The organism is Pseudomonas sp. CMR5c (assembly GCF_003850545.1).
Lineage (GTDB): Bacteria > Pseudomonadota > Gammaproteobacteria > Pseudomonadales > Pseudomonadaceae > Aquipseudomonas > Aquipseudomonas piscis.
The window spans coordinates 161,031-177,899 of the sequence record NZ_CP027705.1; the positions used below are offsets into that span (position 1 = coordinate 161,031).

Genomic DNA, 16,869 nt, shown 5'->3' on the forward strand with positions numbered 1-16,869 from the left:
ATTGATACGGAAGAATTCCCATGACTATTGCAAGCAAAGACAAGATCGCCGTCGCGGTGGCGGCGGTAGCGGCCCTCGGCGTGCTCGCCTACCTGGTGGCGCCGGGGCTGTTCGGCCGCTCCAGCGAACAGAGCACCAACGATGCCTTCATCGCCGCCGACTACACCCTGGTGGCGCCCCGCGTGGCGGGGTTCATCAAGGAGGTGCTGGTGGAAGACAACCAGCAGGTCAAGGCCGGGCAACTGTTGGCGCTGATCGATGATCGCGACCTGCGGGCCGCGGCCCAGGCGGCGGACGCCGAGACCCTGGTGGCCAAGGCGCAATTGCAGAACGCCCGGGCGACCCTGGACCGCCAGAGCTCGGTGATCGCCCAGGCCCAGGCCGCGGTGGTGGCTGCCCGGGCCGAGATGGATTTCGCCCAGCATGAACTCAATCGCTACAACCACCTGGCCGGGGTCGGCGCCGGCACCGTGCAGAACGCCCAGCAAGCACGCACCCGCATCGACCAGGCCAGCGCCCGGTTGGCGACGACCACGGCGGCCCTGGCGGCGGAACGCAAGCAGGTGGAAATCCTCACCGCCCAGCGCGATGCCGCCGAAGGTGGCCTGAAACGGGCCCAGGCGGCCCTGGAAATGGCCAGCTACGAGCTGTCCTACACCCGCATCGTCGCCCCGGTCGACGGCATGGTCGGCGAGCGCGCGGTGCGGGTCGGCGCCTACGTCACCCCCGGCAGCAAGATCCTCGCCGTGGTGCCGTTGCAGCAGGCCTATGTCGTGGCCAACTTCCAGGAAACCCAGCTCACTGCCATGCACGCCGGGCAAGTGGTCGAGGTGCGTGTCGACAGCCTCGGCGGCGAGACCCTGCATGGCCGTGTCGAAAGCCTGGCCCCGGCCACTGGCGTGACCTTCGCCGCGGTGAAGCCGGACAACGCCACGGGCAACTTCACCAAGGTGGTGCAGCGCATCCCGGTGAAGATCCTCCTGGACCCCGACCAGCCCATGGCCGAGCGCCTGCGTGTGGGCATGTCGGTGGAAGCCAGTGTCGATACCCGCAGCTCCGCCACCAGCGCCCGCGAGGTGACCCAGCGATGAGCCGCGAATACAGCAGCCACGGAGCCCGTACTCTGCTGGCGGTGAGCTTGTTGGCGCTGGCCGCGTGCACTGTCGGCCCGGATTTCCAGCGGCCCCAAGCCACCCAGCTCCAGGTCTGGCCGACGCCGGCACAGGCCGCCGACAGCCAGGCGGTGGACAGCGCCCTGCAAGAGCGCTGGTGGGAAGTGTTCGCCGATGCGCAACTGTCGGCCCTGAGCCGTCGGGCCCTGACCGACAACCTCGACCTGCAACTGGCCACCAGTCGCTTGCAGCAGAGCCGGGCAGCGCGCCAGGTGATCACCGCCCAGCGCTATCCCGGCACTGCCGCCAATGGCGGCTATGGACGCAAGCGCAACAGCAGCGAAGGCCTGAACGACCCCTCCGGGCACCAGGGCAAGTCCGACTTCAACCTCTGGGAAAGCGGCTTCTCGGCCTCCTGGGAGCTGGATCTCTGGGGTCGCGTGCGGCGCGAGACCGAGGCCGCCGATGCCAGCCTGGAGGTGGCGGAAAACGACCGGCGCGCAGTGTTGCTGTCGGTGCTGGCGGAAACCGCCCAGGACTACATCCAATTGCGCAGCGTGCAAAGCACCCGGGCCGTCACCGAGCAGAACCTGGAGGTTGCGCGCCACAGCCTGAAGCTTTCGCAATTGCGCCTGGCCGACGGGGTGGCCACCGACCTGGACGTGGCCGAGGCCGCGGCCCAGGTCGCCACCATCGAGGCGCGCCTGCCGGAGTTGCAGCAGCGCCAGGCGCAGTTGATCAATGCCCTGAGCCTGCTGTTGGGCGAGCCGCCCCAGGCCTTGCAGAAGGAGTTGGCCAGCGATGCACCAGTGCCGCAGCCACCGGTGCGGTTGGCGATCGGCCTGCCTTCGCAATTGGCCGAGCGCCGTCCAGACATCCGCCAGGCCGAGGCGCGGTTGCATGCGGCCACGGCCAGCATCGGCGTGGCCAAGGGGGATTTCTATCCGCGCATCACCCTGTCCGGCAACTTCGGCTCTCAGGCCATGCAGTTGGCGGACTTCGGCTCCTGGAACTCCCGGCAGTACAGCTTCGGCCCGCAGTTCAGCCTGCCGCTGTTCGACGGCGGTCGCCTGCGCGGCGTGCTCAAGCTGCGTGAAGCCCAGCAGCAGGAAGCGGCGGTGGCCTACCAGCAGACCGTGCTGCGGGCCTGGCATGAAATCGACGATCAGCTGACTCGCTACAACGCCAGCCAACTGCGGCGCGACAGCCTCGCCGAGGCGGTGCGGCAGAACCAGATCGCCCTGCGTACCGCGCAGCAGCAGTACATCGAGGGGGTGGTGGACTTCGTCAACGTCCTGACCGTGCAGGGCGCCTTGCTGGCCACCCAGGAACAGCTGGTGGAAAGCTCCGCCGGGGTATCCCTGGCCATGGTCGGTTTGTACAAGGCCCTGGGCGGTGGCTGGGAGTCGGTGTACCCGCTGGCTAGCCAGGGTTCTGCAGGAACACCACGTAGCCTTTGAACAAGGGGCTGTCGCGCAGCGCCTGGGGTTCCTGCCAGGCGCCACCCTGGATCAGCCCGACCTTGTAGGGCAGGCCCATGCGGTCCAGGCGCGGCAGGTAGGCGCCATAGTTGGCGATGCTGTGGCGGCCCTGGTAGGTCTGCACCACCACTTCGTCCACCACGCCCTGGAGCTGGCCGATGGTTTGCGGATCGGCGTTGCTGCCCCAGTCCATCAGGCCGGTGATGCTCAGGCGGTACTGCGCCGGCAGGCGCTGGCGCAGGTCCCGCAGGAACTGCCCGTAGCGCTCCAGGTCACGGGTGCCGCTGTCGAAGTCGATCTGGATACCCACCACCCGGGTGCCGCTGCTCTGCCAGCGCTGCACCTGGCCCAGCAACTGCTGGTAGACCTTCTCCGGCCAGGCCAGGGTGTGGGCGCGATACACCACCCACACCTGTTCCTGGCGCAGTCGCGACACCGGCAGGCCCTGGGCGATGAGCTCGACACCCCGTGCAGGCTGGCGCCGTGAACGGCTGACCTGGCCCTGGAGGATGTACAGGGTCCTGGCCTGGGCCAGCACCGGTTGGGTCTTGACGCCGCTCCACAGCCAGAAGGCATCGTGGTCGGCGGCATCCACCGCTGCGGTCGCCGGATTCGTCCAGCACAGCCACAGCGGCAGCAGGCAGCAGCCCAGGTATTTCCTCACCAGTAGTAACGCAGCGACTGGGCCCACTGGGTGTCCCCCAGCTTGGTCTTCAACTGGCGGAACCAGGCCTTGCGTACCTCTGGCTCCACGCCCTGGCCGCCACAGCGGTTGTTGCCGGAGGAGGCGTAGCAGTAGATCCCCCGGTATAGGGCGAAGGCCCGCTCATCGCGGCTGGCCTTGGGGTTGTCGATCACCTTGCGGTAGCTGTCGAGCCGCGAGTAGGTGCTGCCCGGGAACTGGTCCGGGGTGCCGCCCAGACGCTCGGCCTCGGGCTTGGTATCCAGGGGCATCTGGTCGAAGTTGTTCAGCCGTATGAACTCCGCCAGGCACAACAGGCCAGCGGGGGACTTGGGGTCTTTCTGCAAGGTCGCCGCGGTTTCGGCAATGCCCGGGCATGTGTAGTTGGCGCTCTCGCCCGCCTCGCCCTGGCCATTCCAGTTGAACACCTGCAGCGAAGGGCCGTCGGCGTAGATGTAGCCCAGGTAGTTGCCGATGTTGTCGTTGGACAGGACGCCCTTGCCCTGGCTCGTATCCAGGCCCTGGTTGACGCTGTGCAAGTCTTCGGTGAAGGCGGCGTACCGGCCACGGGTCAGGCTCTTGTACAGCAGGACGAAGTACGCGGTGTTGCGTTCCTCGAGCGAATCGGCCTGGCGAGCTTGCTGGCGCAGTAGCTCGGGCGATGCCACGTGGCGCAGGAGGATGGCGCGCACCTGGGCGGACTCGATCGGCGAGTCGGCGGCGAACACCTTGGCCAGTTCGCCGCTGCGTTCGTAGGTGTAGGCCAGGGCCAGTTCCAGTTGTTCGCGTTGCAACGGTTGCTTGGCCAGGGGCAGCAGTTGCAGCCACAGCTGCGTTGCGCCCTTCCAGTCTTGCTGGGCCTGCATGGCCAGGCCGCGCAGGGTCTGTTGGCTGAAGGCCAGGTAGTCCAGTTGGGCTGGAATCTGCGTCGGCAATTGCTTGAGCGCTGTTGCTGGCTGCTGCTCGACAAACAGGGTGAAGGCCGCTTGCAGATAGTCGTACAAGGCCGGTTGCTCGCTGAACAGGGCCTTGTGTTGCGTTAAGGTTTCGCGGGTCAGCCTGGACGATGGATCTATGCGCATATCCATCAGGTCCCGGACCGCCAGCAGCAGCGGGACCCGGATATCGGCGTCGGGATTGTCCAGTAGCTTGTAGTCGATCTCCGCCACCAGGTCGTCCTGGCGCTTGTCGTCGGAGTTGTCCGATCTCCGGGTCAGTTGCTGGCCGTAGTCATCGGCCAGGGCCCGGGTATCGCCTTGCAGCCAGTGCACACGGCGGACCAGCCCCTTGGCGGACACGGCATAGAGCCCCTGTGGATAAGTTTTCAGGTAGGCATCGAAGCCTGCCCCGGCCTGTTGCAGCGCCGACTTATCCACATGCTCCAGGTTGACCGTGCCCCATTCGTCCAGGGCGCTCTGCTGGGCCTGGTTGAGAGCGGTGCGCGCCAGCATGTAGGTGGCCGTCTCGGCCAGCCAGGGCAGGGCGTTGTCCTTGAGGCTGGTGAACCCCCTGGTCGCGTCATCGAAGTGACCGTCATAGAACTGGACGCTCGCCTGCAGATAGCTGGCCAGGTCGCGAGCCGGGGCAGAAGCCAGGTTTGCCGGCAGAAGGTCGGCCAGCGGGCTGGCTTCCCAGGAACAGGCTCCCAGCAGTCTGATCCGGGCCTGGGCCAGGGCCTGGCGGTCAGCGGGACTCAGTTGCGGGTTGTCCAGTTGAGCGACGAAGGCCAGGGCGCTGGCGTCCGAGTTGCTGCGGCAGCGGCTGCCTTCGCCCTCGATGAAGTTGTCCCCGGCGGACTTCTGGTTGTCGCGGGAGATGCCCAGGGCCTGCAGCCGGCTGTTGAGCTCGGTGGCAGCGGGAGACTGGCTTGCCTTGGCGCTGTCGCCGTCGTACTCGTCCGCCGGGTCCAGTGGCCGCAAGCGGTATGTCGGGAAGGGCACGGGGCCGAAACCCAGGCTCAGGTCATCTTTGGTCAGCGCGCGGGGCACCAGCGCCAGGCTGCCCTGGTCGGCCATCAACAGGCGCAGGTTGACCCGGCTGTCGTTGCCTGGGCTGAGGAAGGGCAGGTTGCTGCAGCCGTCCAGTCGGTGGGAGTAGAGCTTCCAGGTCGGTGCACAGAAGTCGTCGGAGCTGGCCTGGGCCTGGCCGGCACAGAGAGTGGCCAGGAGCAATGACGAGAAGAGAGCGATGCGCATGAATTGTCCCTAATTCAGGAGGCCATCAGGACAAGCCTTCAGCTGTTGATGAGTGAGGTGGACGGCCCGTTGCGCGGATTATATGGCCATCCGCCCGGTTCTGCTGTGCGCCGATCGACAGCACGGCTGCGCGCGTAGCGAAGGCGGGTGATGTATCGAGGTGCGCGCAATTGTAGGTCTCGGACAAGCCACGTCACGCTGTTCACTTAAGCAAGGTGATCCCCTGTAGGAGCAGCCGGTCGATGCTCGCTTGTTCGCGAGGATCGCTACCGGTAGCGCGTGTCTACTGGATAGGCGCAAGGCCCTGAAGTCCATCGCCGGCAAGCCTCGCTCCTACAAGCTCCTTGACTGATCGGCATTACGCACAAGCCCCGGGGGTTCTGGCCTACAATCAGCGCGTCATGGCTCCGGGCGGGAGCGCAGATCTATCGGCAGAGGGTGGTGATGGGCGTACCGAGTACCGAGCAAACGGCCAAGCAGCTGTATCGCCAGGCTGTCACGCATTCGCAGCCCCTGGCGCAATTGCTTCGTGAACCCTGGCTGGTGCCGCTGCTGTTGCTGGCCCTGGCCTTGCGTTTCTACGAGCTGACGGCGGCGGCGATCTGGGGCGACGAGGGATCCAGTGTTTTGTTGGCCCAGTTCCCGCTGGCGGGCATCTGGAGCCACGCCGCCTACGATGTCCATCCGCCGCTGTATTTCCTCCTGCTGCATGGCTGGATCGGCCTGTTCGGCGATTCGATCCTGTCGATCCGCCTGATGAGTGCGTTGCCTGGGGCGCTCGCGGTATTCCTCGGGACCTGGTTGATGCATCTGGTGGCCGGCCGGCGGGCCACGCTGCTGGCCTGCCTGCTGCTGGCGCTGCTGCCTACCGCCGTGCGCTACAGCCAGGAAGTGCGCATGTATTCGCTGCTGGGGGTGTGGCTGCTGGGAGCGACTCTGGCCCTGGTCTACTGGGTGCGGGCGCCACATCGCCGCCGCTACCTGGTGATCTACGCGTTGCTGATGGCGGCCGGTTTCTATACCCACTACTTCACGGCGTTCTGCGTGGTCTCGCACTGGCTCTACCTGGCCCTGGCCCGGCCCCAGGAAGAAACGGCCCGGCACTTCCTGCGGCGCCGGAGCTGGTGGTGGGCCAACGTCGTCATCGTGCTGCTGTTCCTGCCCTGGCTGCCGGGGCTGGTGGACCTGCTGCTGCACATGGATGAATTGAAGGCCGGCGGCGATGTCGGCTGGGAGCCACCGGTCACCCTGCGTTCATTGCCTTCGATGATCTGGCAACTGCTGGCCCAGGACGATGGTGAAGGCATGCCCTGGTGGTTGTTCGTCAGCCTGCCAGCATTGCTGGCGGCGGTGCTGGCCTACCTGCTTTGCAGCGATCGCAGCCGATCCCGCCTGGCTACCTTGTTGGTGATCTACAGCGTCTTGCCTCTTTTGCTGGTGTTCGCGGTGTCGTTCATCTCCCCGGTATTCATCGAGCGCTACCTGACGGTGCCAGCCCTCGGGCTGCCGTTGTGCCTGGCCCTGGCCATCGACCGGTTGGCGCAACGCTTCAAGATCCTGGCCGTGGCGCTGCTGCTGGTGGTGCTGGCGGTGTTCGGAGTGGGCCTGAAGAACAACTACACCGTGGATGCCGACGACCAGTTCAACAACATGGTCGAGTACATGAATCGCCATACCCTGCCTGGCGACCAGGTGGTGCTGGGCGACATGTTCTGGTACCTGACCTGGGGTTACTACGACCGCAGTCATACCGCTCCGCGGCTGTTCACGCCGCCTGGCGCGGCAGGCGTGTCGACCCGGCCCAACCGCTATGGCTTCGGCACCCTGATCGATGAAAACGCCGAGGTCAGCCTCGATCGCCTGGACGACCTGCCGCCGGGCAATGGCCGGGTCTGGCTGGTGATGAGCCGGGTCGATCCGGACGAGTTCCCAGTGATTCCAGCTCATTGGCGCAAGCTCGACCAACATGCCGGCGGCGACACCCAGGCCGTGCTCTATGAAACCTGCGGCTGGGCTTGTCCGGGGAGCTGAGCAGGCGCTCTCCCGGCCTGTGGATAACGCCGGCTCGCCGCGAGTGTCCGGGATCACCGTTGGGAAGTTGTTCCGGCACCTGGCCGCACCCGGCCTAGACTTGCATCAGGGAGTCACAGTCCTGTCCCCGTGGCCGGGGCACCGAGGTGCATCATGCGTATGGCAAGAACCGTGCAACACAGTCTGGAGCAAGCCCACTGCCAGTTCGACCTGGTAACCCATCCCCATTCGGCCAGCAGCCTGGAAACGGCTCGGGTGGCGGGAGTGCCGGCAGAGCGCCTGGCCAAGTCGGTGATCCTCGACGACCAGCACGGGCGCTACCTGATGGCGGTGCTACCGGCCAGCCGCCACCTGGACCTGGACAAGGTACGCGGCAGCGACCAGTGGCGAGTCACCCGGGAAAGCACCCTGGCGTACCTGTTCAACGACTGCGAGCGTGGCGCGGTGCCGGCCCTGGGTGAGTCTTACGGGCTGGACGTGGTCATCGACCCATTGCTGACCCGCCAGAAAGACATCTACCTGGAGGCCGGAAACCACCACAGCCTGGTGCACATGAGCATGGCCGAATACTTGCGGATGGTGCCCAATGCCGAGGTCTGCGAAGTCTGTCACTGATCAGGAGCCCTACCATGGAATCACCGACCCACAACCTGCCAGCGCTGTTCAAGCAACTGGGGCTGGCCGATGACCCGGTGAGCATCGACCGCTTCATCACCACCCATTCCCCGCTGAAACCGGAACTGCACCTGGCGGATGCGTTTTTCTGGAGCAAGAGCCAGGCGGATTTTTTACGCGATGAAATCCTCGACGATGCCGACTGGGCCGAGGTGGTGGACCAACTGGATGTGTTGTTGAGGAAGGGGCGGGGAGGTTAGCTCAGCGAGTGCGCATGGGGGGCCACAGGCGAGCGGTATGCAGGAGTGCCAGGATCCAGATTCGCTGTTGGTCGATCTGGTAGACCAGGCGATAACTGGGATGGGGTATCAGTTCACGGGTTCCGGTAACCAGCCCGATCGAGCCGGAATAAGGATTCTTGGCCAGTTGCCCCATGCACTGGCTGAAGCGGCTGTCCATTTCGATGGCCGCCCGTGGATTGTGGGCATGCAGGTAATCCCAGATATCGGCACGATCCTGTATGGCTTCGGGTGTCCAGACAATGTTCATTCTCGCTTTGCTGCCCGCGTGCGCCTGGCCGCGAACTCTGCTTCCACTTCCTCATGGCTGTGGCCCTGTCCAGCCGCCATGGATGTGCGCGCCAATTGCACTTTCTGCTGCAGGAATTCTTCATATTCGCGAGTTTCACGTTGCTTCTGAATGAACTCGCGCATCATCTCCCGCACGATCTGCGAAGCCGGGCGATGCGAGGCCTGCGCTTCGGCCATGAACTGATCACGCAATTCGGTCTCCAGCTTCATGGTGAAAATGGCGTGCTTGGACATGGGGCAAACCTCGAGAAAGTAATGAAAAAGTATATACCTTTTCTGTACTAGGCTCTTTCAGGCGTCGAACTAAGCGAATGACCCGGATATTTGTTACAAAACTTGACTGAAAATATTCGTTGATGTCATATTGATAGTTAGCAAACTATCAGTATGCGAACAGTCTTGTGCCCAATTCCCTTGAATCTCTTCACATGAACATCAGCAGTGGCATGGTGGTCGCGGCGCGGCATTGGCGTCGGATCTGCCAGAACACCCTGATCAACTTCGGGGTCTCCGAAGCCTGCGCAGTGCCCCTGTTGATGATCGGGCGGCTGGGCGAGGGCGTGCGCCAGGTCGCCGTGGCCCAGGCTGCAGGCATGGAAAGCCCGTCCCTGGTGCGCCTGCTGGACCAGCTATGCACCGCCGGTTATGTCTGCCGCAGCGAAGACCCCCATGACCGCCGGGCCAAGTGCCTGAGCCTGACCGACAGTGGTCGCGAGCTGGTGCAGGCAGTGGAGGGCGAACTGGTGCGCCTGCGTCACGAAGTCCTGGCGGGCATCAGTGCCCAGGACCTGGAAGCGGCCTTGCGGGTGATCCAGGCCTTCGAATCCGCCAACCACTCGCCGGTGCAGCCATCTTGAAAGGATTTTTTACCGGTGTGCCTCCCGCGCGGGACTGGTTCTACGGCGTGCGCACCTTCGCCGCATCGATGATCGCCCTGTACATCGCCATGCTGATGCAGATGCCCCGTCCGTATTGGGCCATGGCCACGGTGTACATCGTCTCCAGCCCGTTCGTCGGCCCTACCAGTTCCAAGGCGCTGTACCGCGCCATCGGTACCCTCCTTGGCGCCTCGGCCGCGGTGCTGTTGGTACCGATGTTCGTGCAGAGCCCCTACCTGCTGGTGGTGATCATCGCGCTGTGGACCGGCATCCTGCTGTTCCTGTCCATGCACCTGCGCACCGCCAACAACTATGCGCTGATGCTGGCCGGCTATACCTTGCCGATGATCGCCCTGCCGGTGGTGGACAACCCCCTGGCCGTGTGGGACGTGGCGGAAGCGCGAACCGAGGAAATCTTCCTCGGCATCATCTGCGCGGCGGTGGTCGGCAGCATGTTCTGGCCCCGGCGCCTGGCCCCGGTGTTCGTCGGATCGGCCGGCAAGTGGTTCGCCGATGCCGCGACCTACAGCCGGCGCTTTCTCACCCGCGATGTGCGGCCCGAGGAGGTCAGTGCCCTGCGCGCCTCGATGGTGGCGACCTTCAACACCCTGGAAATGATGATCGGCCAGTTGCCCCATGAAGGCGCGCGGCCGCAGACGGTGCGCAACACCAAGGAACTGCGTGGGCGGATGATCCACCTGCTGCCGGTGGTGGACGCCCTGGATGACGCCTTGTCTGCCCTGGAGCGCCGGGCGCCGGAGCTGGCCGAACGCTTCGCGCCCTTGCTGGCCAAGGCCGACGAGTGGCTGGAAAGTACCGCCCAGGATGCCTCGACGCAGCGCTGGCAAGCCCTGCGCGGCGAGCTCGAAGCCCTGCAGCCCGATGCCCGGGCCCTGGACGACCGGAGCCAGTTGCTGTTCTCCAATACCCTGTACCGCCTGGGCGAGTGGATCGACCTGTGGCAGGACTGCCGCAGCCTGCAGCACGCCATCCAGTGCGAAAGCCAGGACACCTGGCGCGCGGTCTACCGCCATTGGCGCCTGGGCCGGCTGACGCCCTTCCTCGATCGTGGGCTGATGCTGTACTCGGCGGGCTCCACGGTGCTGGCGATCATCGTCGCCTCGGTGCTGTGGATCCTCCTGGGCTGGACCGACGGCGGCAGCGCGGTGATCCTGGCGGCGGTGGCTTGCAGTTTTTTCGCCGCCATGGACGACCCGGCGCCGCAGATCTACCGGTTCTTCTTCTGGACCGCGCTATCAGTACTGTTCGCCAGCCTCTACCTGTTCCTGATCCTGCCCAACCTGCACGATTTCGCCATGCTGGTGCTGGTGTTCGCCGTGCCCTTCATCTGCGTCGGCACCCTGACCGTGCAGCCCAGGTTCTACCTGGGCATGCTCCTGACCATCGTCAACACCGCGTCCTTCATCAGTATCCAGGGCGCCTACGACGCCGATTTCCTGAACTTTTCCAATTCCAACCTGGCAGGCCCCATCGGCTTGCTGTTCGCCTTCATCTGGACCCTGGTCGCCCGGCCGTTCGGTTCGGAACTGGCGGCCAAGCGCCTGACCCGCTTCAGCTGGCGCGACATCGTCAGCCTCTCGGAGCCTGCGACCCTTGCCGAGCACCGGCACATGGGCGCGCAAATGCTCGACCGGCTGATGCAGCACCTGCCGCGCCTGGCCATGACCGGCCAGGACACCGGCATCGCCCTGCGCGAACTGCGGGTGGCGCTCAACGTGCTGGATCTGCTGGCCTATGCGCCCCGGGTCCAGGGCGTGGCCCAGGGCCTGTTGCGCCAGGTGGTGGCCGAGGTGGGCGAGTACTTCAAGGCCTGCCTCAAGGCCGGTGAGCGCCTCGAGGCGCCGAGCCCATTGCTGATGACCCTGGACCGCACCCGCCGGGCCCTGGACAGCCAGCGCCTGCAAGGCGACGACGAAACCCGCCGGCACCTGCTGCACGCCCTCAGTGGCCTGCGCCTGGCGCTGTTGCCGGGCGTCGAGTTCGTGGCCTCGGGCGAACATGAAGCACCCCTTCCCCCTGGCATCGATGGAGCGCCCCTATGATCGGTGATCTGGATATCAGCGGGGTGTTCCTGCCCACGCTGCTGGTGCTGATGGGCATCACCTATGGCGTGTACCTGCTGGTGCACGGATTGCTGACACGCCTGCATTTCTATCGCCTGGTCTGGCACCGGGCACTGTTCAACGTGGGTCTCTACGCCTTGTTGCTAGGCGTCGTCGACTCTCTCAGCCGATACCTGATGACATGAAAAAACCTTTATTGACCATCGGTCGTGTGGTCCTGACGTTATTGGTGGTGACCTTCGCGGTCGTGGTGGTCTGGCGCATGGTGATGTACTACATGTTCGCGCCCTGGACCCGGGACGGGCATATCCGTGCCGATATCGTGCAGATCGCTCCGGATGTCTCCGGGCTGATCCAGCAGGTAGAGGTCAAGGACAACCAGCTGGTCAAGCGTGGCCAGGTGCTGTTCAGCATCGACCAGGACCGCTTCCACCTGGCCCTGCGCCAGGCCCGGGCGAACCTGGCCGACCGCCAGGAAACCCTGGCCCAGGCCCAGCGCGAGGCCAAGCGCAACCGCGGCCTGGGCAACCTGGTGCCGCGCGAGCAACTGGAAGAGAGCCAATCCCGCGAGGCCCGGGCCCAGTCGGCCCTGGCCGAGGCCCAGGTGGCGGTGGACAGTGCCCAGCTCAACCTCGACCGCTCGGTGGTGCGCAGCCCGGTGGATGGCTACGTCAACGACCGCGCGCCACGGCCCCAGGAATTCGTCACTGCCGGGCGCCCGGTGCTGTCGGTGGTGGACAGCAATTCCTTCCATATCGACGGCTACTTCGAGGAAACCAAGCTCGACGGCATCCATATCGGCCAGGCCGTGGATATCCGCGTGGTGGGCGACCGTGCGCGCCTGCGCGGGCATGTGGAGAGCATCGTCGCCGGGATCGAGGACCGTGACCGCAGCAGCGGCAGCAACCTGCTGCCCAACGTCAACCCGGCTTTCAGCTGGGTGCGCCTGGCCCAGCGGATCCCGGTGCGTATCGCCTTCGACGATGTGCCGGCGGACTTTCGCATGATCGCCGGGCGCACTGCCACGGTGTCGATCATCGATGACCAGCCGCGGCAGGAGCCCGGGCAATGAACCACGGCGCGCGTTTGGCCCTGCTCGGGTTCGGCTTGCTGCTCTCGGCCTGCCAGGTCGGGCCGGATTACCAGTTGCCCAAGGATGCGGCGCTGCAACGCCCGGACCTGCAAGGCGAGTTGGCGGGCAAGGGCGCCAATGTGGTCTCGGCCCCGGTGCCCGGCGATTGGTGGCGCCTGTACCACGACCCGCGCCTGGACCAGTTGGTGCAGCAGGCCCTGGCTTCCAGCACCGATTTGCGCGTAGCGGCGGCCAACCTGGCCCGGGCTCGGGCCCAGGTGGACGAAGCCCAGGCCGCTGGTGGCTGGGGCGGTGGGGTCAAGGCCGGGGTCGAGCGCTTGCAGGAGTCCGGCGAGGCCTTTCTGCTGCCGGAGAAAGTGCCGGTGGCCAACGTCGGCAACCTGTCCATCAGCACCTCCTACCAGTTCGACCTGTTCGGCACCCTGCAGCGCGGCATCGAGGCGGCCAAGGCCAATGCCGATGCGACCCAGGCCGCAGCGGACATCGCCCGCATCACCCTGGTGGCGGATGTGGTGCGGGCCTACACCCAGGTCTGCGCGGCCAACGAAGAACGGGAAATCGCCGAGCACTCCCTGGGCCTGCAAGCCCAGAGCACCGAACTGACCCAGCGCCTGCGCGATGCCGGGCGTGGCGATGAAACCCAGGTCACCCGCTCCCAGACCCAGTTCAAGTCCTTGCGGGCCGAGTTGCCGCGCTACGAAGCGGCGCGCCAGTCGGGGCTGTTCCGCCTGTCGATGCTGCTGGCCAGGCCGGTGGACCAGTTGCCGGCCGGCACCGCCAGCTGCGCCGAGCTGCCGCATATCGCTCAGCTGTTGCCGGTGGGCGATGGCGCTGCGCTGCTCAAGCGCCGTCCCGATGTACGCCAGGCCGAACGTCACCTGGCGGCGGCCACCGCGCAGATCGGCGTCGCCACCGGGGCCCTGTACCCGGACATCAGCATCGGTGCCACCGTGGGCACCGTGGGTATCCTCGATAACCTGGGCAAGGCTTCCACCAATCGCTGGGGTTTCGGCCCGGTGATCAGCTGGACGGTGCCGGCCAACGGTGCCCGTGAGCGCATCCGCGAAGCCGAGGCGACGAGCCAGGCGGCCCTGGCGCATTTTGACGGGGTGGTGCTCAACGCCATTCGCGAAACCCAGACCGGCCTGGCCCAGTACAGTGCCCAGCTGCAACGGCGCGATGCCCTGGCCGACGCCGAGCAGTCGGCACAGGTGGCGGCGGACCAGACCCACCGCTTCTTCCAGGCCGGACGGGCGTCGTTCCTCGCCGACTTGCAGGCCACTCGTACCTACACCGACATGCGCGCCCAGCTGGCGGCGGCCAACACCCAGGTAGCGATGAGCCAGATCGACTTGTTCCTGGCCCTGGGTGGCGGTTGGGAAAGCGGACGAACGCAAGCTCCGCCAGCCACGAAACCCTGAGGCCGTTGCTATGCTTTGATCAGTTGGCAAGACGCCGAGTGCCGGGCGCCTTGCCATGATCAAAGCGTGATGGCCATGGGGATTCCAATAATGAAAAACCCTTATGCTCCGGGCTTCTGGTGCGCGCTCTGCGCCCTGATACTGATGTCTGCCACCTACTTCTACGGGGTCATGCTGGCCCACCAGATCGACAAGGCCATGGTGTTTCTCGACAGCGTCAGCGCCTTGATCGCGGTGATGGCCATCGGCGTGGTGGCGTGGTCTTCGTTCCAGGGCCAGAAAATCAAGAAGAGGCAGCTCGAGCAGAGCAAGACCCTGGTGGCCATCTGGGACACCAAGGTGGCCCTGCGCCGGGTCGAAACCGTTTTCGACCGATACTTCTGGGGCAGCTACTGGCAGCCCGGGCGGACCTTCGCCGAGGTCATGGGCGAACTCACCGGCACCCCGCTGGAAAAAAGCCTGGAGGCGCTGAAGGCGCAGTGCATGCGGCTCGACAAGCAGGCCGACGACGGCCACCACTGGCTGAGCAATGCCCGGGAGCTGTCGGATGTCGCCACGGCCATGGCCCGCGAGCGCTACCAACTGGATTTCTGCGACCCCCGCGGCGAGTCCCGAGGCAACAGCGCGGTGATCGATCGCGACTTCGAAGTGCTGGTCTACACCTGGAGCGCTCGGCTCAAGAGCTTCGACCATCAGCTCGATGCCCTCGAGCTCGAATTTTCCTAACGACAGGCGGCAAGCCGCAAGCCACAAGCCAGCAGGCCCCTGCCTTTCGCTTTTGCTTGGAGCTTGCGGCTTGGCGCTTGCAGCTGCGCCACTGTTGCACTCCGCCCCATCGCCAATGCTAATCTGCGCCGGTTTCACGCGGAGTCGAGCCGCGACCCATCATGGGTTCAGGGAAGACCAGCACACTTTCAAACTATGGATATCGATCGGGTCAAACATGAATAAGTCAGCAGGCGTACTGTTAGGAATCGTCGTCGCAGTGGGTGCAATCAGTGCCGGCGGCGCCTGGTACACCGGCACCAAGCTGGAAGGGGTTCTGCAGCAGCAGATCGTGGAGAGCAACAAGGAGCTGCAGGCAGCGCTGATCGGCTACGACGCCACGGCGACCCTGGAACTGGTGTCCCTGGAGCGCGGTGTGTTCAGCAGCAACGCCCGCTATCGCTTGAAGGGCCAGGGCGATGTGTTTCACGGTGACCTGGAACTGCTGATCGCCGACCACATCGAGCACGGCCCGCTGCCGTTCTCGCGTCTGGTTCGCTTCAAGTGGCTACCCGTCATGGCTTCCAGTCATTACGAGCTGGTGAACAACTCCCAGACCGACAAATGGTTTGCGGCCACCAAGGGCGCTGCACCGTTCAGCGGCGTGGTCAATGTCGGCTATGACCTGTCCGCCGAGGGCACCCTGGATTTCGCTCCGATGGAACTGGCCCTGGATGAGCTGAACAACCTCAAGTTCTCTGGCCTGAACGCCATCTTCAGCGTCAGCGAGAATCGCCGCAAGGCCAAGGTCGACGGCTATATGGACAGCCTGGACCTGTTCCTCAGCTCGCCGGACAAAGCTCCGCTCAAGATGGAAATCAAAGGCTTGACCCTGGCCAGCAACCTGCACAAGAGCAGCTTCGACTACTACCTGGGCCAGAACACCCTGGAGCTCAGCGGCCTGAAGGCTACCTTCGGCGACAAGCAGTCGGTACTGACCCTGAAGAACTTCGAACAGAAGACATCCACTGAAGAAACCGGCAGCAACGTGGCCGGTCGCGCGGATTACCGTGTGGGCGAGATTGTCTTCGATGGCAAGGCCGTGGGTTCCGCCGAGATGCTCTGGAGCATGAAGGACCTGGATAGCCAGGGCATGCTGGAGCTGGTCCAGGTCTATCAGAACGTCTTGCAGCCGTACCAAAAAACTGCCGCCGAGGCCTCGGCCAAGGGCGAAGAGGCACCTGAGCTGCAAATGAGCGAAGCCGAGGAGGCCAAGGTCCGTGCGGCGGTGAACAAGGTCCTGGCCGCCAAGCCACAGATCGCCCTGGAAAGCCTGGCGCTCAAGACCGGCAACGGCGAAAGCCGCTTCAGTCTGGGCCTGAACCTGGCCAAGCCGCAGAGCCTGGAACTGCCCACTGCAGAACTGGGCAAGCAACTGATCAGCCAGCTCGACGCCAAGCTGTCGCTGTCCAAGCCGATGGTGGCGGACCTGGCCGCATTGCAGGCCCAGGCCGAAGGCATGACCGACGCCAAGCAGATCGCCGAACAGGGCGCGGCGACCGCAGAAATGCTCAGCGCCATGGCCGTTGCCACCCAGCTGGCGAAGCTGGACGGCAACAACGTGGTTTCGGCGCTGCACTACGCCAACAACGAAGTGAACTTCAACGGCCAGAAGATGACGGTCGAGCAGTTCATCGGCTTCGTCATGAGCAAGGTGGCTGGCGCCGGCGCACAGCAATAAGCGACCGCCGCTCGATCGCCATTGGCGATCGGTTGCATCACCCTCGACGCCCGGTGCCGTGGATGCCACAGCCCGGGCGTCGTGCTGTCCAAGGCCCCGGTGCACGGGGCCTTGGGGACGTTTTGCCGATCTGATTCTGAATAATTATTGCGTTGCAATTTCTGAACTAACCTACGTGGAAGACTTCTCCCGGAAAGCTTCGCCGGGTCGCTTGGTCCCGGTCGCCGGGGCGTACAGGCGT

Annotated in this window: 16 protein-coding genes; 12 read left to right on the top strand and 4 right to left on the bottom strand. The window is 65.0% G+C overall.

Annotated elements, in window-relative coordinates:
* Nucleotides 1-20 precede the first annotated feature (20 nt).
* The gene (locus C4K40_RS00725) at nt 21-1,091 is read left to right on the top strand and encodes an HlyD family secretion protein (protein ID WP_053132921.1); all 1,071 of its coding nucleotides are present in this window, start codon (nt 21-23) and stop codon (nt 1,089-1,091) included.
* Nucleotides 1,088-2,572 (top strand): efflux transporter outer membrane subunit, encoded by a 1,485-nt coding sequence (locus C4K40_RS00730; protein WP_053132918.1) that lies wholly within the window; start codon nt 1,088-1,090, stop codon nt 2,570-2,572. The genes C4K40_RS00725 and C4K40_RS00730 overlap by 4 nt, the downstream gene beginning before the upstream one ends.
* Here the strand turns inward: C4K40_RS00730 and C4K40_RS00735 are convergent.
* Both C4K40_RS00735 and C4K40_RS00740 read right to left on the bottom strand, forming a co-directional pair.
* Nucleotides 2,535-3,284, bottom strand: a complete 750-nt coding sequence (locus C4K40_RS00735) for a DUF3142 domain-containing protein (protein WP_053132915.1) — start codon at nt 3,282-3,284, stop codon at nt 2,535-2,537. The two genes, C4K40_RS00730 and C4K40_RS00735, sit on opposite strands and share 38 nt — an antisense overlap.
* Nucleotides 3,254-5,470 (bottom strand): outer membrane assembly lipoprotein YfiO, encoded by a 2,217-nt coding sequence (locus tag C4K40_RS00740; RefSeq protein WP_053132912.1) that lies wholly within the window; start codon nt 5,468-5,470, stop codon nt 3,254-3,256. The genes C4K40_RS00735 and C4K40_RS00740 overlap by 31 nt, the downstream gene beginning before the upstream one ends.
* A 444-nt stretch (nt 5,471-5,914) precedes the next feature.
* Here C4K40_RS00740 and C4K40_RS00745 point away from each other — a divergent pair, with 444 nt between their 5' ends.
* The 3 genes from C4K40_RS00745 to C4K40_RS00755 all read left to right on the top strand — a co-directional run bounded on the left by C4K40_RS00745 (nt 5,915) and on the right by C4K40_RS00755 (nt 8,376).
* Entirely contained in the window at nt 5,915-7,501 is a 1,587-nt protein-coding gene (locus tag C4K40_RS00745; RefSeq protein ID WP_053132909.1) for a glycosyltransferase family 39 protein, read from the top strand.
* 153 nt (nt 7,502-7,654) lie between these two features.
* The gene (locus C4K40_RS00750) at nt 7,655-8,116 is read left to right on the top strand and encodes an aminoacyl-tRNA deacylase (RefSeq protein ID WP_031321297.1); all 462 of its coding nucleotides are present in this window, start codon (nt 7,655-7,657) and stop codon (nt 8,114-8,116) included.
* Between the two features lie 14 nt (nt 8,117-8,130).
* Nucleotides 8,131-8,376 carry a DUF2789 domain-containing protein gene (locus C4K40_RS00755; RefSeq protein WP_022643262.1) on the top strand — a complete coding sequence of 82 codons (246 nt, stop codon included), beginning with the start codon at nt 8,131-8,133 and terminating at the stop codon, nt 8,374-8,376.
* Nucleotide 8,377: 1 nt separating this feature from the next.
* Here C4K40_RS00755 and C4K40_RS00760 read toward each other — a convergent pair whose 3' ends face one another.
* Together C4K40_RS00760 and C4K40_RS00765 are read right to left on the bottom strand one after the other, a co-directional pair.
* Nucleotides 8,378-8,665: a type II toxin-antitoxin system RelE/ParE family toxin gene (locus C4K40_RS00760; protein ID WP_022643263.1), complete on the bottom strand. Its 288-nt coding sequence runs from the start codon at nt 8,663-8,665 to the stop codon at nt 8,378-8,380.
* Nucleotides 8,662-8,940 carry a hypothetical protein gene (locus C4K40_RS00765; protein WP_022643264.1) on the bottom strand — a complete coding sequence of 93 codons (279 nt, stop codon included), beginning with the start codon at nt 8,938-8,940 and terminating at the stop codon, nt 8,662-8,664. Before C4K40_RS00765 ends, C4K40_RS00760 begins: the two co-directional genes overlap by 4 nt.
* A gap of 194 nt (nt 8,941-9,134) precedes the next feature.
* Here C4K40_RS00765 and C4K40_RS00770 point away from each other — a divergent pair, with 194 nt between their 5' ends.
* The 7 genes from C4K40_RS00770 (at nt 9,135) to C4K40_RS00800 (ending at nt 16,628) form a co-directional block, all read left to right on the top strand.
* On the top strand, nt 9,135-9,563 hold the full coding sequence (locus C4K40_RS00770; protein WP_022643265.1) for a MarR family winged helix-turn-helix transcriptional regulator: 429 nt from the start codon (nt 9,135-9,137) through the stop codon (nt 9,561-9,563).
* Nucleotides 9,560-11,647 carry an FUSC family protein gene (locus C4K40_RS00775; protein WP_053132905.1) on the top strand — a complete coding sequence of 696 codons (2,088 nt, stop codon included), beginning with the start codon at nt 9,560-9,562 and terminating at the stop codon, nt 11,645-11,647. Before C4K40_RS00770 ends, C4K40_RS00775 begins: the two co-directional genes overlap by 4 nt.
* Nucleotides 11,644-11,853, top strand: a complete 210-nt coding sequence (locus tag C4K40_RS00780; RefSeq protein WP_022643266.1) for a DUF1656 domain-containing protein — start codon at nt 11,644-11,646, stop codon at nt 11,851-11,853. The genes C4K40_RS00775 and C4K40_RS00780 overlap by 4 nt, the downstream gene beginning before the upstream one ends.
* Nucleotides 11,850-12,740 carry an HlyD family secretion protein gene (locus C4K40_RS00785; protein ID WP_031321298.1) on the top strand — a complete coding sequence of 297 codons (891 nt, stop codon included), beginning with the start codon at nt 11,850-11,852 and terminating at the stop codon, nt 12,738-12,740. The genes C4K40_RS00780 and C4K40_RS00785 overlap by 4 nt, the downstream gene beginning before the upstream one ends.
* Nucleotides 12,737-14,182: an efflux transporter outer membrane subunit gene (locus C4K40_RS00790; RefSeq protein ID WP_053132902.1), complete on the top strand. Its 1,446-nt coding sequence runs from the start codon at nt 12,737-12,739 to the stop codon at nt 14,180-14,182. Before C4K40_RS00785 ends, C4K40_RS00790 begins: the two co-directional genes overlap by 4 nt.
* A 90-nt stretch (nt 14,183-14,272) precedes the next feature.
* On the top strand, nt 14,273-14,908 hold the full coding sequence (locus tag C4K40_RS00795; RefSeq protein ID WP_053132899.1) for a hypothetical protein: 636 nt from the start codon (nt 14,273-14,275) through the stop codon (nt 14,906-14,908).
* 217 nt (nt 14,909-15,125) lie between these two features.
* The gene (locus C4K40_RS00800) at nt 15,126-16,628 is read left to right on the top strand and encodes a YdgA family protein (RefSeq protein WP_053132897.1); all 1,503 of its coding nucleotides are present in this window, start codon (nt 15,126-15,128) and stop codon (nt 16,626-16,628) included.
* Nucleotides 16,629-16,869: the final 241 nt, after the last annotated feature.

Excerpts from the sequence above, each read along its gene's own strand:
- C4K40_RS00770 (WP_022643265.1), top strand. The coding sequence starts at position 9,135 with ATGAACATCAGCAGTGGCATGGTGGTCGCGGCGCGGCATTGGCGTCGG.
- C4K40_RS00730 (WP_053132918.1), top strand. The coding sequence starts at position 1,088 with ATGAGCCGCGAATACAGCAGCCACGGAGCCCGTACTCTGCTGGCGGTG.
- C4K40_RS00760 (WP_022643263.1), bottom strand. The coding sequence starts at position 8,665 with ATGAACATTGTCTGGACACCCGAAGCCATACAGGATCGTGCCGATATC.
- C4K40_RS00740 (WP_053132912.1), bottom strand. The coding sequence starts at position 5,470 with ATGCGCATCGCTCTCTTCTCGTCATTGCTCCTGGCCACTCTCTGTGCC.
- C4K40_RS00780 (WP_022643266.1), top strand. The coding sequence starts at position 11,644 with ATGATCGGTGATCTGGATATCAGCGGGGTGTTCCTGCCCACGCTGCTG.
- C4K40_RS00750 (WP_031321297.1), top strand. The coding sequence starts at position 7,655 with ATGCGTATGGCAAGAACCGTGCAACACAGTCTGGAGCAAGCCCACTGC.
- C4K40_RS00755 (WP_022643262.1), top strand. The coding sequence starts at position 8,131 with ATGGAATCACCGACCCACAACCTGCCAGCGCTGTTCAAGCAACTGGGG.
- C4K40_RS00800 (WP_053132897.1), top strand. The coding sequence starts at position 15,126 with ATGAATAAGTCAGCAGGCGTACTGTTAGGAATCGTCGTCGCAGTGGGT.
- C4K40_RS00725 (WP_053132921.1), top strand. The coding sequence starts at position 21 with ATGACTATTGCAAGCAAAGACAAGATCGCCGTCGCGGTGGCGGCGGTA.
- C4K40_RS00765 (WP_022643264.1), bottom strand. The coding sequence starts at position 8,940 with ATGTCCAAGCACGCCATTTTCACCATGAAGCTGGAGACCGAATTGCGT.
- C4K40_RS00745 (WP_053132909.1), top strand. The coding sequence starts at position 5,915 with ATGGGCGTACCGAGTACCGAGCAAACGGCCAAGCAGCTGTATCGCCAG.
- C4K40_RS00785 (WP_031321298.1), top strand. The coding sequence starts at position 11,850 with ATGAAAAAACCTTTATTGACCATCGGTCGTGTGGTCCTGACGTTATTG.
- C4K40_RS00795 (WP_053132899.1), top strand. The coding sequence starts at position 14,273 with ATGAAAAACCCTTATGCTCCGGGCTTCTGGTGCGCGCTCTGCGCCCTG.
- C4K40_RS00790 (WP_053132902.1), top strand. The coding sequence starts at position 12,737 with ATGAACCACGGCGCGCGTTTGGCCCTGCTCGGGTTCGGCTTGCTGCTC.